Source organism: Rubritalea marina DSM 17716 (assembly GCF_000378105.1).
Classification (GTDB): domain Bacteria; phylum Verrucomicrobiota; class Verrucomicrobiia; order Verrucomicrobiales; family Akkermansiaceae; genus Rubritalea; species Rubritalea marina.
In genome coordinates, this window is sequence record NZ_KB899256.1 from 1 (window position 1) to 15594 (window position 15594).

The following is a 15594-nucleotide window of genomic DNA, read 5'->3' on the forward strand; positions in this document are numbered from 1 at the left end:
ACAGCCACCCTGAGAGAATTTTTTGCCACATCTACTCCGACTTCTAATTGGTATTTAATCTGTTCCATTTTAGTGATTTTTTGAATCAATTGGAAGGATCCTCACTCTATCAATCAGGCTTGTGTACGAGCTATTTACTTGGTAAATGCTTCTTGCAACTATTCGAAAAAAGCGAGGAAGGCAGAAAGGCAAATCATGCTGATATGCGATCTCGTAGTTGATGACGGATCTAGCCCAGGGATGATCTTGCCAATCTGCTTTCCGAGCGAATGTTAGCATACTTTCCAATACACAAGCCTGTAGCTGCATGAACACATCGCTCACACAAGCACCACCATCCACGCGCAGCATCTCAAGCTCGGCGCAGGCATCGTGCTGGAAACAATCAATAAGCTCAGACACCTGCATCCCCACCGATTCGATTGCCGCGCGGCAGATGTGTTGCTTATTCGAATGCTGTGAAAGCCCAGCGATCAAGCCACGGGCCTCCGCATTCCAATACGGCGCACCAAGCCCCGCATGCGCTGGCACCACCACCACACCACCCGAACTAGCCACCTGCATCGCACATGTGTCTAGCTCGCGCACCGAATCCACTATGCCCATCTGATCACGCATCCACTTGAACAAAGCACCCGCCATGAAGACCGCACCCTCCAGAGCGTATGTCCGTTGCCCCCCCACTTGTAGCGCCACCGTGCTCAACAATTGATGTTCCGAGCGAATCACCCGATCTCCAGTATTCATCAACATGAAGCACCCCGTCCCATAAGTATTTTTACTATCACCAGGAGCCACACATCCCTGCCCAAACAAAGCAGCCTGTTGGTCCCCCACCATACTAGCCACAGGAATGCCACGCCACTCCGTCACAACCGCACTAGAATCCACCACTCGAGGCAGCATGTTCCTTGGAATCTGGAATTTCTCTAACAAATCATCATCCCAGTCACCAGTCACCAAGTTATACAGCATCGTACGGCTAGCATTGGTCGCGTCCGTCACATGCGTACTCCCACCGCTAAGCTTCCACACCAGCCAAGAATCCACCGTGCCAAAACACAGCGCCCCTGCCTCAGCACGCTCGCGCGCGCCCTCCACATGATCTAGAATCCACCGCACCTTCGTCGCCGAAAAATACGGATCCACAGCCAAGCCCGTGATCCCACGAATCACCGGCTCAAGCCCCGCGTGCTTCAGCTGCTCACAAATCCCCGCCGTACGCTTATCCTGCCACACAATCGCAGGATAAATTGCCTCCCCGGTCTGCCGATCCCATACGATCGTCGTCTCACGTTGGTTGGTAATCCCAATCGCAGCCACATCAGACAAATCCACCTTGGATTGCTCAAGCACCTCAAGCAAGGCGCGCTCTTGGCTATGCCAAATACCCTCAGCATCTTGCTCCACCCAACCCTCCCTCGGGTACTCAGAAATCAACTCATTCTGGCTCACAGCCTCCACCCCACCATCACGAGTGAACAAGATCGCGCGAGAACTCGAAGTCCCTTGGTCTAACGAAAGAATACATCCAGACATACTAAAAATGCTATACACGGCACCAACCTAACGGGTACAGAATAAACATACCAACACTTGCAATCCCAACCACAAAAGTGCAAAAGCATCCAAGCATGACCCAAGAGCTCACACCCAAGCCCCCCCGACACATTGCCATCATCATGGATGGAAATGGACGCTGGGCTCAGCAACGAGGTCTACCGAGAGTCGCAGGCCACCGAGCCGGCGCTGAAGCAGTGCGTCGCACCGTCGATGCCTGCATCAAGTCCGGGGTAGAAGTCATCACACTCTACGCATTTTCATCGGAAAATTGGAGCCGCCCAGAGTCGGAGGTCAAAGCACTCATGCAATTGCTCGATCGCTTCCTCAAAGAAAAGACCAAGGAAATGATGCAGCAAAATGTCAAATTGCAGGCAATTGGCAGACTCGACAAACTTCCAGAAAAAACGCGCAAACGCCTCGAGGACGCTATCCAAACCACCGCCAACAACACCGCTCTCACGGTCAACCTTGCGCTTTCTTATAGCGGCCGCGACGAACTCACCGACGCCACCAAGGCCATCGCCCAACAAGTTGCCGCCGGAGAACTAGAGGTCGACGCCATCGATGCAGACACCATCACCTCCAACCTCTACACCCACGGTCTCCCCGATCCCGAACTTTTAATTCGCACCTCAGGCGAATTCAGGCTATCTAACTTCTTGCTTTGGCAGCTCAGCTACACTGAAATCATCATCTTCAACAAGTTTTGGCCAGATTTTGATGAATCCGATGTGCTGCACGCTATCGAGCAATTCCATTCAAGAGACCGTCGATTCGGTACCATCTAATCAACATCGTATCACCCTAACGACTGATACAAACAATTTCATACATGTCAGAAGACGCTACTCACGAAAGAACCCTACTGCTAGTCGATACCGATATCGACTACCTGAACTGGGCTACCAAGCATCTTGAAGCGGACGGCATCCGCATCCTTCGCGTCGACAACTCCGACAATGCTCTTAAAGTATTCGAGAAGGCCAGCGTCGACATCGTGATCGCAGACATCGCCATCACCCCAGACGATGGCATTTCCCTACTCGGCCAGATCAAGGCAAACCACCCCGACACCGTGGTCATTATCACCGCGGGATTCCCCGGGACGGCTCAGATCATCAAAGCCACCCAGCAAGGAGCACACGACATCCTTCGCAAAGAATCACTCACCTTCGAACTCCGCAGCGTCGTGGAAAACGCATGGCAAGTCGTGGAGAGCCGCCGTTCCTTCGGGGAGCACAAGCAAACCATGCCAGACTCCACCGGCCGCATCCAGGTCATTGGTGTCTCCCGCGTCTTCCAAGATGTGTTCAAGACCGTAGGCCGCGTCGCACGCACCGACGCCCCAGTCTTCATTTTCGGCGAAAGCGGAACAGGGAAAGAACTCGTCGCCAACGCCGTACACGAATACAGCTCACGCCGCAAAAATGAAATGGTAGCCCTCAACTGTGGCGCCATTCCCGACAACCTGCTCGAGAGCGAACTCTTCGGCCACGAGAAAGGCTCCTTCACTGGCGCCGCCGCCAAACGCATGGGACGCTTCGAACAATGCGACGGTGGCACACTCTTCCTAGACGAGATCGGCGACATGCCACTCCCAGTTCAGGTCAAACTACTCCGCGTCCTCCAAGAAGGCACCTTTTCCCGTGTCGGCGGCAATGAAGTGCTCACAAGCGACGTTCGAATCGTAGCAGCAACCAACAAAGACCTCGCACAGGAAGTCCGCGAAGGACGCTTCCGTGAAGACCTCTACTACCGCCTCAATGTCGTAGAGCTCCGCCTGCCGCCACTGCGCGAGCGTATCGAAGACATCCCCCTACTCGCAGAGTTCTTCCTCCGAAAAATCACCAAGAAAAATGGCATGGTTCGACTCCGCCTCTCTGGTGAAGCGATCAGCGTGCTCCAGCAACACAAGTGGCCAGGTAATGTTCGCGAACTAGAGAACACCATGGCCCGTGCCACCGCTCTCGCCACCTCCGATGTCCTTCTCGCAGACGACATCCCAATCGGTGAAGCATTGCTCACCAATGACCCCCTCACCGAGCTCCTAAGCCAAGCCCTCAAACTGGCAAAAAGTGATGCTCGCCTCAAGCTCATGCGCACACTCGTGTTTGAAGCTCTTGAGCTCTCCGAAGGAAGCCAAGAAGCTGCGGCAAAACTACTAGGCGTCGCCGAGTTACCAAAGCCTAGCTAGAGCACTTTAAAAACTCTACCACAACGGGTTAAAGAAACACCGAAAACCTTCTAGCAATAAATCTCAGGCGAGACTTGCCACCTAGAGAAATCCTATTAGGATCGAGACTTCTCGGCAAGCAACACAGGTTTTCACACGAAATCTAGAGGAATTCATAGAAATCTGCGATTCACTTCAGAAACCATCTACTATGTTCCGAAAAACAAGCATCATCTCGACACTCGGGCCTGCTACGTTCTCATACGAAGCAATCTCCGAACTCATCGACTCAGGCGTCAACGTCTTCCGCATGAATATGAGCCACGCCCAGCACGACAAGTGCCGCGAACTCGTCCAATTCATCCGCGAAATTTCTTCTAACAAGAAAAAACACGTTGGCATTCTCTTCGACCTTCAAGGCCCTTCGATCCGCACAGGCGACCTCGAAAAACCATACGAACTCAACGTTGGCGATAAATTCGAAATCCGCCGCCAATCAGCAGAGGCCACCATCCCCTTCTCCACCACAGTAAACTACGAAGGAATGATGGACGACGTCTCCGAGGGCGCCACCCTCGTTGTAGACAATGGCACCATGCTCATGCGCATCGAAGAGAAGCATGACAACAATCTCATCTGTGAAGTACTCACAGCTGGTAGCATTGGCAACCGCCGCCACATCAACCTCCCGGGCACACGCCTCAACCTTCCAGCCCTCACAGAGAAAGACCATAAAGACCTTGCCCTCGCTGTGGAATGCGGCGCCGACTACATTGCCGGCTCCTTCGTTCGCGACGCAGCCCACGTGGCTGAACTTCGCGCCGAAATGGAGAAACTCGGTGGCACCGCCCACATTGTCTCCAAGATTGAGGACCAAGAAGCCATCAAAAATATCGACGACATCATCCTCGCCTCCGACATCATCATGATCGCACGTGGTGACCTAGGCATCGAAGTACACGTCGAAGAACTCCCGATCATCCAGCGCCACATCACCCGCCGCTGCCACGAGCTCGGCCGCCGCGTCATCGTAGCCACTCACATGCTTGAGTCCATGATCACCAACCCCACACCGACACGTGCGGAAGTCACCGACGTCTCCACCGCAGTGTACGAAGAAGCGGATGCAATCATGCTCTCCGGTGAGACAGCCACTGGCGAATACCCAGCGCGCTGTGTCGAGACTCTCGACCGCATCGCACGCCGCATGGAACGCTCAGGCGCCATCGGCAATGGCGAGCTTGCCCAACTCACCACCGACAAGCAACAAGTCATCCTCGCAGCCACGAAAATGGCTGACAGCATCCCAAATGCAAAGCTCGTGGTATTCACCAAGGCCGGTCGCATGGCCATCCAGTCCGCATTGATGCGCCCACAGGCCACCATCCACGCATTTGCGCCCACACCTGAAGCTTGCCGCAAACTCTCACTAGCACGTGGGGTGGAACCACATGAACTCCCGTTCTCAGTGAAGCCACTTCAAACCATCGAGAGCGCATTGAACTACATCAAGGAAAACGAACTCGCAGAAGCCGGCACACCACTCGTGGTACTCTCCGACACCTTGCGTGATTCCTACCCAGTGGACTCCATCCTCTTGATCTACGCCTAATCCGCGCAGCATCCCATGTTAAGAGCCTCGGCCAGCGTCAGCTTGTCGAGGCTCTTTGCTTTCCCCACCGAAACAAAATCTATTTTTTAAACGAATCCAGCACTCAGAAGGAAATCGGCTTGCCTTTTACCCTCGACCCTGCGCAACTCGTGGCGCTCACATAATGATTCGGCTCCCATCCGGGAGTGACGCATCAGCAAATGAATTCGACGCAGAGCAGGTTCAGGATCCCTTCAACAGGCTCCGAGCACCTTTCACACTGCCGGTGAATAAGCTCCCTACACAGCCATCCAAGTGGTGGCTCGGGAGTCCACAGCATCGGGTGAAACGAACCCACACACACGATTCATTCTGCCTCAAATCGCTCTGCATGGACCCAAAAAACATCTGACAACCATGTCTGAAACAAACAACAAAAGTCAAGGTGGCGGCAATCGCCAGCCACGTCGCAATAACAACAACCGTAATCGTAACCGCAACGGTCAGCGCAGAAATAACAACAACAACAGAAGGCGCCAAAACCGTAAACCTAAGCCACTCAAGCTTACTTTCTGGCAGAAAGTACTCAAGGCTCTAGGCCTCTTCGATGAAGAAAAAGCCCGTGAAGCACAGCGCAAACAACATGCGTCAAACAAAAAGCCACAAGCTCCAAAAAGCAACGTGCGCAACGCTAAGACCGGCAACGAAGACAAAAAGCGCAGCCGCAAACCACAACCTGTACCAGTTGAGTCCGCAAGACTCTACGTAGGCAACCTCTCCTACGACGCCACAGAATTCGACCTTGAAGAACTCTTCAAAGGCGTGGGCACAGTAAAGAATGTGGAGATCATCTACAACCGCAACACCCACAAATCAAAGGGTTACGGCTTCATCCAGATGCTCAACACCGAGGAAGCTAAGCGCGCAGTTGAAGTACTCCATGATCAACCATTCATGGGACGCCAACTCGTCGTCAACGGCTCTAAAGCCCGCAACGACAGCAACAATGAGTCACAGAACAACACTGCTGACACTGAAAGCAACTAGGGCAGTCATCCATTTACCAAGGAAGGCCCAGCGCACAACCGCGCTGGGCTTTTTTTGTCAGCTAAAAGTACACATTCCCGATACTTCATACTTCACAGCATGACCGTATCCACTCACACTCCCACGAGTATGCACCACGTTCTCAGCGCAGATCAATTTTCTAGCACCGACCTCGCACACATCATGCAGCGTGCTGCAGAAATGGAAACCATCCTCCAGCAAGGCGGATCCACCATGTGCCAGGGCAACATTCTAGGCACGCTATTCTACGAGCCATCCACCCGCACCCGTCTCTCCTTCGAGACTGCCATGCTGCGACTCGGCGGCTCAGTCATCACCGAGAGCGATGTCACCTTTTCTTCCCAATCCAAAGGCGAAGTGATTGAGGACACCATCCGCATCGTAGGAGGTTACACCGACATCATTGCCCTGCGCACCAAAAATAAAGGGGAGGCAAAGCTCGCCGCGCACTACTCCCCCGTCCCTATCCTCAATGGCGGCGACGGCTCAGGGGAGCACCCTACCCAATCCCTTCTCGACCTCTACACCATCGTGAAGCACCACAAGATCGGTGAACGCAATCTCAACGTCGCTTTCGTCGGCGACCTCAAGTACGGACGCACCGTCCACTCACTCGCGAAGATCTTACGCAAATTCGAGGGCGTCACCCTCCAATTTGTCGCCCCGGAAACGATCCAAATGCCAGACGACTACCGCGAAGATAGCGATCAAGTCTTCACCGAGCTCAACCCCGAAGTCCTCACCACCGCCGATGTCATTTATGACACCCGCATGCAAAAAGAACGCTTTGAAGACATTGAACTCTTCAATCGAGTCAAGAACGCCTTCATCTTCACTCCCGAGATGGTAGCATCCATGAAACCTGATGCCATCCTCATGCACCCATTGCCGCGGGTGAATGAGATCATGCAGCGAGTCGATGCCCTCCCGCAGGCCAAGTACTTCGAACAAGCCATCAACGGCGTCCCTGTCCGCATGGCTCTGATTGCCGAGTCACTCGGACTCTAGCCAGCTTCCCACGACCTTTCACCCCACTCGAATGAACGCCCAACAGCTTCTAAAATCAGCGCACAATGATGCGTCTCCCCCCCAGCCCCTCTCCCTTGAGCTCCAAGCACTCTGGCTCCAGCAAGCCGGTGATTGGGATGCCTCTCACGAGCTCTGCAACGAGATCCCTGACCCAGCGGGAGCTTGGATTCACGCTTACCTTCACCGAGTCGAAGGAGACCTCGGGAATGCCGGCTATTGGTACCACCGCGCTGGCAAAGAAATGCCTGATTCCTCCCTCCAACAAGAATGGCTTGAGATCGCCACAGCTCTCCGCTAAGTCGCGCGTGACCAACTAGCTCGTACCATGTTCCAACTTCTAAAGACCGACGAAAAGACCAAGGCCAGACGCGGCCAACTCACCACAGCTCACGGCGTGGTTCAGACCCCTATCTTCATGCCCGTCGGAACCCAGGGCACCGTAAAGACCCTGCACCCCGATGACCTTGTTGACCTTGGTTCACAGATCATCCTTGGCAACACCTACCACCTCAACCTGCGTCCCGGCCTTGATGTCATCCGCGCAGCCAAGGGCCTCCATCCATTCTCCAGCTGGGACAAACCCATCCTCACCGACTCAGGCGGTTTCCAAGTCTGGTCGCTCGCCAAACTTCGCAAAATTAGCGAAGAGGGCGTCGCCTTCCAAAATCACTTAGACGGCTCCAAGATGATGCTCTCCCCCGAAACCAGCATGGAAATCCAAGCCACTCTAGGCTCTGACATTGCCATGCTCTTCGATGAGTGCCCACCCTACCCCTGTGATGAAAAATACGCTGCAGATTCGCTAGCTCTCACCACACGCTGGGCTCAACGCTGTAAAGATTGGCACGAAAACAACCGTGCAAAAATCGTACCCTGGCAGCAAGACAATAGCCTCATCGCCCACACCACGGCTGTCAATCGCCAGCTCGCCTTCGGCATCGTCCAAGGCTCGATCTACGCAGACCTGCGGGAACAATCCGCCAAAGAACTCATCGACATCGGTTTCGATGGCTACGCAGTCGGCGGCATCTCAGTAGGCGAACCCGAGCACGAAATGATTCGCGCCATCGACAATGCAGTCCCGCACCTACCTCAAGACAAACCACGCTACGCCATGGGCCTAGGCACCCCACCGCAAATGCTCGAAATGATTGCGCGCGGTGTCGACATGTTTGACTGCGTCATGCCCACACGCGTCGCGCGCCACGGCCTCGCCTTCACCCACGATGGCCCGATCCACATCAAAAATAAGCAATACGAGCTCGATCAATCCCCTCTCACCGAGGACACCCACCCCTCGGTCGCTCGCTTCTCTAGAAGCTACATTCGCCACCTTTGGAGAGCCAAGGAAATGCTCGCTTTAAGGTTGCTTTCCTACCACAATCTGCATTTCTACTTGCAGCTCATGGAGCAAGCACGAAAGGCAATCGAACAAGGCAACTTTGCCGAGTTCAAAGACGCCTTCATCGCGCGCTACAATGCCAATTCTAAATAACTAATCGAGTACATCCAATGCAACCAATCCAACTACTTGCACAAGAGGCCGCAGGCGCTGGCTTTTCCCAGCTAATCATGATCGTTCTTCTCTTCGTGGTCATGTGGGTCGTCATGATCCGCCCACAACAGAAGCGCCAGAAAGAACTGAAAGCCAAGCAGAACTCCCTCAAGGCCGGTGACAAAGTCATCACCATTGGCGGAATGCACGCCTCCGTTAATTCAGTCTCCGAAAAAACGGTCTCCCTTCGCATCGCCGACAACACATTCGTGAAATACGACCGCTCAGCCATTGCGACCATCGTCACCAAGAAAGACGACGCAAGCGAATAACCCCATCTAACTGCTAGGGCTCATGTCCCTCGTCATCAGCCCTAGCACTTCACTTCCCAACATGCCTGAACCAGCAAGCATCTACTTCATCGCTGGTGAAGTCAGTGGCGACACCCACGGCGCTGAGCTCATCCATGCACTTCTGTCCCAGCAGCCCGAACTGCAGGTACACGGCACGGGTGGCCCCATGATGCAACAAGCATCTAACGGCACGGTCCACGATTGGGTCGAAGACGCCGCAGTCATGGGCATCTGGGAAGTACTCAAGCAATACAGCTGGTTCAAACAACAATTTGACCAGATGCTTGAAACCATCATTGAGATCAAGCCCAGCGCTCTCGTCTTGATTGACTACCCAGGCTTCAATCTACGCATGGCAAAAGCCGTGCGCCAAGCCCTCCCCAACACCAAGATCATCTACTACATCAGCCCACAGGTCTGGGCATGGAATAAGAAGCGCATCCCCGTGATGGCCGAAGTCCTCGACCTCATGCTCTGTATCTTCCCCTTCGAAAAACCCATCTTCGAAAAAGCCGGACTCAAAACAGAATTCGTCGGCCACCCACTCGTCGATGAACTCGAAGAAAAACGTATTGAAATCGAGCGCGACCCAACGCTCGTGGGACTTTTCCCAGGCAGCCGAGAACGCGAAGTGTCCCGCCTCTTCCCCGTCATGCTTGAGTCCGCCCGACGACTCAAGATCGAACACCCGGAGCTTCGATTCAAAGCCCCCGCCGCCTCAGCAAAACTCAGCACTCTAATGCAGCAATGCATTGAACAGTCTGACCTACCTCAAGGCTTGATTGAAATTTCCGAAGGTGACAGCCACTCACTGATGCAACACGCAGGTTGCGGCGTCATCGCCAGTGGTACCGCCACGCTCGAAGCCGCGTACTTCGGACTCCCATATTGCCTGATCTATAAAATCGCTTGGCCCAGCTTCATGCTCGGTAAACTCCTCGTGAAAATCGACTTCATTGGACTCGTCAATATCCTCGCTGGCAAACAAGTCGTGCAGGAATTCATCCAGTCCGATGCCGACCCCACACACATCCAATCCAGCCTCGCAAGCTTCATTGAATCACCAGAAAAAGTGCAGGCTCTGCAGCTCAAACTCGCCGAAACCTCTCAGCTCCTCGGGGAGCGCGGCTGCCACAATCGTGCCGCTAAGCACATCCTCCAAGAAATAGGTAGCACCACAGCATAAGCCCAGCACTCGCCATGAGCACAGAGCAAGCAGACAAAAAAAGCGCCAAGAAATTTTGGTGGATTATCATGCTATTACCTATTGGACTCGGCATCGGTACCGTAACCAGCCTAGTCCAGCACCTGCGCAAAGCTGATGCAGAAGAAAGCCAGGATGAATTCACGGTCTCTCAGGAAATCAACCAAGAAGAAATCACTCTCAGCCTCAATCACGCACGACTTTTAGGCCCAAGGAATATCCAGCACTCGGCAAGTACCAAGAATATCCAAACCACCAAAAACTACCTACAAGGCTCCGTCAGCCCCGGTGGCGTTGGACTCGGGTTCAACGAAGCCATCACCCCCGTCGAAGCCTATCGCAGCCTCCGCACCTCCTACTCCGTCATCCCCGGCCGCAACACCCAGCGAGCCACTACCATCATCATTGAACTGAGCGGCGAGAAAAACGATGCCGAGGCAGCCAAGCTTGCCATCATGCCCAGCGTCATCCGCTCACTAGCCACCGTTGAAGCCCAACAGTCTATCATCTTCGTTCTCAGCCCAGTCACAGGCTCAGCACAACAGCACCTAAACCTCCTCAAAAAACTCAACTCCTTTCCAGCAAAAACAATCACAGCCACACTGGTGATCAAAAGCAGCCCCAACATTACGCTCGATTATACCGACCAATGGTTCAACACCGAAACCCCCTCCAAACCATTGCACTTGGATATCAACAACGACAACCACGTGACACTCTCACATGTGGCCCTATCCAATGACCTCAACAATCAGGACACCCTTCTCTTCCAAGCTGCTAAGTCCCTAAGATCGCTGATCCTACAAGTCGCAAACAAGCGATAGCGCACCAGCCTCACACATACGTTGCCATCACATAGCAACACATAGACCCTAACTGATTATCTGTTATTTTAAATAAATCAATTGCAGATTACAGCACCGCTCCCACATCTGAATATTCTATAGTTTTTGGCGCATTCAGAAGCACCAATTACTAACAGAATAACCTAACCCACAAAAACTTACACACACACCAGCTAAATGTGTGTTTTTTTACGTTTCAGTATTGCCGAATCTCAAATCACAAGTATATTTTGCGCGTACTGCCATGTACGCCAGATATAGTACGTGCCCAGGCCGATAAATATATTACGGGATTTGAACTCTAATATCAATGTCACGCCTTTTCAGGAAGACAGCGATTGAGGAGAGGGTCCCACCTACTGAGTCTTCGGATCAGTGGTCACAGTTCTATGGACGACATGGCGGTACATCATCCCCAATTGATTAAATAAAGATTTATATAAATAACCTCTGGACTAAAGTACATCATTAGTCCTATAGTAAATCTCAATTTTTAGACCTTACATCTAACAAACAAAACCACCCTATATACCATGAGCGAAGTAACTCGAGGCAAAAGATACACATCAGCGGAAAAAGCTGAGATCCTAACATTCGTTGACCAACACAACGCGGAGAACAAAGGACGCGGGGGTGCTGCTGCAGCATCACGCAAGTTCAAAGTCTCCCAACTTACTATCAGTAACTGGCTTCGTGACACAGGCGGCAAAGGCGCCACCTCCAAGATTAAGAACGCAGATATCTCTTCAGTTCTTAAGAAGCTTGGCGAAGTACACAAAAAGATGGCTAAAGTTGAAGATGAGCTAACAGCCCTCCGCAAGGAATACGCATCCCTCAAGGGGCAGCTCTAATAGCACTTTAAATAGTTAATAAAAAAAGCTGAGACTTATTCGTTAAGTCTCAGCTTTTTTGTTATCTAGATTTTTAAAACTTCCGTTAGAACAGATCGATCATCTGTTCTTTCTCACCTTTGGTCAAGATGAGGTAGGCGTGGTCTCCATCCTTCCAAGGCACAAAGTTGTAGTGAGTCAATGAACAGCCATAGCAATTTTTAAGGGTGATACTATCAGCAGTGACGAGTTCTTCTGGATTGCTCAAGTTATGGATATCCATGACGGCTAGATAGACGAGGCCTATCTTCGGACAATCAAAGCCAAGTAGGGAAACGCTCTTACCATCCTCGAGCAGCATCGTTTGGAGACCTACAAACTTTGCACACTTCAAGCCCTCAGGAAGCTCGTGAGGTGCTGGTAGATTCTGCTCTACGAGAACACCGATGGCCTGATTTGTGTCATCGTGTGTGTGCTGTAGTTGTGATTGATCGAATTGCGCAACTTGGTGCACCAGCTGTGTGGTCATCCGGTTCACCGCCACTTGAGCGACTGACTCAGCAGGAACTTTCGAGGTCAATGGTTTGATCTCAGCACTATTGCTGACCAGTTGCTGTGGCTCGGCCTCATGGTCGGATTGATTGAAAACCACGAGCACCGACACGGCTACAGCAGCAGCTACCCCCGTGAGAGCGGGCCAAATCATGCGATTTTCTCTCTTCTCAAATTGAATCAAGTCTTGTTCGACAGTCATGGCAGTGAGAATCTGATCTCTCAGCCCGTCGGGCACTTCAATACCGTGCATCCCGTCTGAGAAGCTCGATTCGAATGGATCATCGCGATTGATTCGTGCTTTCTCATCCTCCATGCTAGCTAGCAGATCGTCTCTCAACGATTGAGGGATGGCTACCTGCGCCAAACACTCTGCAAAAAAGCTATCTTGAGCGCGCTCACGAGCCAACCAAGCACCAAGATCGCGATCCTCAACGGCTAGCTGCAGCGCCTCCGTGAAATCTGGTGAAGATGCATCGGCTCCGTCAGGGCGGAAACTCCCCAAAATCAATTTTGCCTTATCTTTATCCATGGTTGCTGTTCTGTTGATTGATTGAAATGATGTTGCGCCCTGTGTCCTTGTTGACCTTGGTACGCAATTGTTCTTTACCTCGTGAGATGCGTGACATCACCGTACCAATCGGCACGTCGAGGATTTCAGCGATTTCCTTGTAGGAATGCTGCTGCAGGAAGAATAAACTCAGTGGCGCTCGGTACGTTTCATCGAGCTCCTGTAATAACTCTACGGCACGCTTGGCATCGATCGAACGCGCATTATCATGCTCGACGATCGGGAGCTGGTGATCCATCTCAGAAATATCTTCTTCTGCATAGCGTTTCGAGCGTTTCGTATGCCCCAAAAACTCCCGATACAAGGTGGTGAATAACCACGTTTTAGCCTTGCTGCGATCTTTTAGCTGATGGCCTTTCTGCGCCCACACACAAAATGTCTGTTGCACAAGGTCCGCAGCCCGATCTGGATTCTTCGCGAGGGAGAAGCCAAATCGATAAAGCGCTTGGTAATGGGAGTCTACTAGTTCTTCGAATTCACTCATAATCGACACCCATACGAGTTGGGATGGCACCGATTTATTCCATAGAATTCTCAGTGACAATAGAATAACTATTTACCTCGGCGATGGATTCACCTACACCAAGCGCATGGCCACTGTCCACGTCCATTTAGATAAGCGTTCCTACGATGTTATTTGTGAGTACGGCGCACTCGATTCCGCAGCACAGCACATCGCCAGCCTAGGCCTTACCAACAAAGCCGCCATCATCACTGACAGCAACGTGGGCCCTCACTACGCCAGTCAACTCATCGCTCAACTCAGCGCAGACGGCATCAATGCCTCACTCCACACCGTAGCCGCTGGTGAAGCCAGTAAATCCATGTCCAACGTGGAAGAACTCTGTCGCCAAATGACCCGCGAAGGCCACGACCGCAGCTCCTGGGTGATCGCACTCGGTGGCGGCGTCGTAGGCGATCTTGCAGGCTTCGTCGCCTCCGTCTTCTACCGCGGAGTGCCATTCGTCCAGATCCCCACCACAATCGTCTCACTCGTCGATTCCTCAGTGGGCGGTAAGACTGGCGTCAACATCGCCGAAGGCAAAAATCTCGTGGGAGCATTCCATCAACCTCGTATGGTGCTCGCTGACCCCGCCACCCTCTCCACTCTTGCCGGCCGTGAATACCGAGAAGGTTATGCCGAAGCCATCAAACACGCCGCCATCCGCGATGCTGACATGCTCGCCGAACTCGAAGCTCTCGACCCGCTCAACCAAGCCCCCCCAGCAGAATTGATCGCGCGTAACATCGCCATCAAAGCACGCGTGGTAGAAGAAGATGAAAAAGAAACTTCCGGCACTCGCGCCCTGCTCAACTTCGGCCACACCATCGGCCACGGCATCGAAGCATCCGTGCCATACGGCGAACTACTTCACGGAGAAGCGATCTCCCTAGGCATCCGCGCCGCTCTGATTCTCTCAGAGCAATTCTCCAGTCTGAGCCACGCCGAATCACAGCGCGTGCTCCAGCTACTTCAGAACTTCCAGCTACCGCTCACGCTACCCAATCATATCGATACTGCTACGGTGCTCGAAAAAATGAAGCGCGACAAAAAATTCAGCGGAGGAAAGATCAACTTCGTCCTGCTCGACACACTTGGCTCCGCATTTGTCTCAAAAGATGTCACCTGGGAGGCCATTGAAGCAAGTATTGAACTACTTCGTCAGGACGCATAAGACCACGCCGATGGCGCCGAAATTGCTTCGGCGCTCGGCAATAAATTTCAACTAAGCTTAAGTAAGTTGTTTCAGTGAGGCTCGAATTCTGTAGCCCTGCTGCTCTGGTCGGGTACCGGCTTTCTTCAGCCAGTCCATGATGTTTGCTTCAAGTTCTTGGCACTGCGCATTCCAATCTTCTGGATTACCTGCCAGCACTTGGACACCCTCTTTCACGTCGCTAAAGTAGACGTCAATGGCTCCAGTGTCCTTGAGCTCCTTGAGCTCATGTTGCAACGAGGAATAGAATGCGAGTTCGAAACCATCTCCAGCATCTTGGGCTGCACGCTCAAGAGATATCGTCACGGGAGGAGCCACTGGCTCCAGCGCATTCGCAATCGTACCGTAACCGATACGGTTGAGCATGTGAGCAATACGTTTGTAGAGATCCTCAATCTGCAGCAAGCGTAGTGAACACTTGTGCTCCATGTAGTGAATGATGCCTTCATAGATGTCTTCGGTGAAGGCAAAATCGTACTGGTGCGCGCGCTGCGCCGCTTGTTCGATAGCGGTGCGTATCCACTGGGTACTGTAGCCAGTGACTTGATAACGACCAATTTGGAGGATGGGAAGGTTTCCGATAATGCAGATCATAGGTTTGGGAT

The 15594-nt window shown here is 52.6% G+C and carries 16 protein-coding genes and 1 other RNA gene; 13 read left to right on the plus strand and 4 right to left on the minus strand.

Annotation, left to right across the window (positions count from 1 at the left end):
- Positions 1 to 69 precede the first annotated feature (69 nt).
- Positions 70 to 1539 (minus strand): FGGY family carbohydrate kinase, encoded by a 1470-nt coding sequence (locus F454_RS0108905; protein WP_018970304.1) that lies wholly within the window; start codon positions 1537 to 1539, stop codon positions 70 to 72.
- A 95-nt stretch (positions 1540 to 1634) separates the two neighbouring features.
- Here F454_RS0108905 and uppS point away from each other — a divergent pair, with 95 nt between their 5' ends.
- From uppS to F454_RS0108960, 12 genes are all read left to right on the plus strand, one after another.
- Positions 1635 to 2351, plus strand: a complete 717-nt coding sequence (gene uppS, locus F454_RS0108910; RefSeq protein ID WP_018970305.1) for an undecaprenyl pyrophosphate synthase — start codon at positions 1635 to 1637, stop codon at positions 2349 to 2351.
- A 44-nt stretch (positions 2352 to 2395) separates the two neighbouring features.
- Positions 2396 to 3757: a sigma-54-dependent transcriptional regulator gene (locus tag F454_RS0108915; RefSeq protein ID WP_018970306.1), complete on the plus strand. Its 1362-nt coding sequence runs from the start codon at positions 2396 to 2398 to the stop codon at positions 3755 to 3757.
- Between the two features lie 190 nt (positions 3758 to 3947).
- The gene (pyk, locus tag F454_RS0108920) at positions 3948 to 5348 is read left to right on the plus strand and encodes a pyruvate kinase (RefSeq protein WP_018970307.1); all 1401 of its coding nucleotides are present in this window, start codon (positions 3948 to 3950) and stop codon (positions 5346 to 5348) included.
- 396 nt (positions 5349 to 5744) lie between these two features.
- A complete protein-coding gene (locus tag F454_RS16595) occupies positions 5745 to 6374 on the plus strand; it encodes an RNA recognition motif domain-containing protein (RefSeq protein WP_018970308.1) in 630 nt (209 codons plus the stop codon).
- Between the two features lie 99 nt (positions 6375 to 6473).
- A complete protein-coding gene (gene pyrB, locus F454_RS0108930) occupies positions 6474 to 7403 on the plus strand; it encodes an aspartate carbamoyltransferase (protein ID WP_205619017.1) in 930 nt (309 codons plus the stop codon).
- Positions 7404 to 7434: 31 nt separating this feature from the next.
- Positions 7435 to 7722 (plus strand): hypothetical protein, encoded by a 288-nt coding sequence (locus F454_RS0108935; RefSeq protein WP_018970310.1) that lies wholly within the window; start codon positions 7435 to 7437, stop codon positions 7720 to 7722.
- 27 nt (positions 7723 to 7749) lie between these two features.
- A complete protein-coding gene (gene tgt / locus F454_RS0108940) occupies positions 7750 to 8919 on the plus strand; it encodes a tRNA guanosine(34) transglycosylase Tgt (protein ID WP_018970311.1) in 1170 nt (389 codons plus the stop codon).
- A 17-nt stretch (positions 8920 to 8936) separates the two neighbouring features.
- Positions 8937 to 9251, plus strand: a complete 315-nt coding sequence (gene yajC / locus F454_RS0108945; RefSeq protein ID WP_018970312.1) for a preprotein translocase subunit YajC — start codon at positions 8937 to 8939, stop codon at positions 9249 to 9251.
- Positions 9252 to 9312: 61 nt separating this feature from the next.
- The gene (lpxB, locus tag F454_RS0108950; RefSeq protein WP_156817217.1) at positions 9313 to 10458 is read left to right on the plus strand and encodes a lipid-A-disaccharide synthase; all 1146 of its coding nucleotides are present in this window, start codon (positions 9313 to 9315) and stop codon (positions 10456 to 10458) included.
- Between the two features lie 68 nt (positions 10459 to 10526).
- Positions 10527 to 11300: a hypothetical protein gene (locus F454_RS0108955; protein WP_205619018.1), complete on the plus strand. Its 774-nt coding sequence runs from the start codon at positions 10527 to 10529 to the stop codon at positions 11298 to 11300.
- Positions 11301 to 11554: 254 nt separating this feature from the next.
- A non-coding RNA gene (gene ssrS / locus F454_RS16775) (6S RNA) lies at positions 11555 to 11733 on the plus strand.
- A 121-nt stretch (positions 11734 to 11854) separates the two neighbouring features.
- Complete coding sequence (locus tag F454_RS0108960; RefSeq protein ID WP_018970315.1) at positions 11855 to 12172, plus strand: hypothetical protein; 318 nt, start codon at positions 11855 to 11857, stop codon at positions 12170 to 12172.
- 85 nt (positions 12173 to 12257) lie between these two features.
- Here F454_RS0108960 and F454_RS0108965 read toward each other — a convergent pair whose 3' ends face one another.
- Complete coding sequence (locus F454_RS0108965; RefSeq protein WP_018970316.1) at positions 12258 to 13235, minus strand: hypothetical protein; 978 nt, start codon at positions 13233 to 13235, stop codon at positions 12258 to 12260.
- Positions 13228 to 13758, minus strand: a complete 531-nt coding sequence (locus F454_RS0108970; RefSeq protein ID WP_018970317.1) for an RNA polymerase sigma factor — start codon at positions 13756 to 13758, stop codon at positions 13228 to 13230. Before F454_RS0108970 ends, F454_RS0108965 begins: the two co-directional genes overlap by 8 nt.
- Before the next feature lie 106 nt (positions 13759 to 13864).
- Here F454_RS0108970 and aroB point away from each other — a divergent pair, with 106 nt between their 5' ends.
- On the plus strand, positions 13865 to 14950 hold the full coding sequence (gene aroB / locus F454_RS0108975) for a 3-dehydroquinate synthase (protein WP_018970318.1): 1086 nt from the start codon (positions 13865 to 13867) through the stop codon (positions 14948 to 14950).
- Between the two features lie 57 nt (positions 14951 to 15007).
- Here aroB and F454_RS0108980 read toward each other — a convergent pair whose 3' ends face one another.
- Positions 15008 to 15583: a hypothetical protein gene (locus tag F454_RS0108980; protein ID WP_018970319.1), complete on the minus strand. Its 576-nt coding sequence runs from the start codon at positions 15581 to 15583 to the stop codon at positions 15008 to 15010.
- Positions 15584 to 15594: the final 11 nt, after the last annotated feature.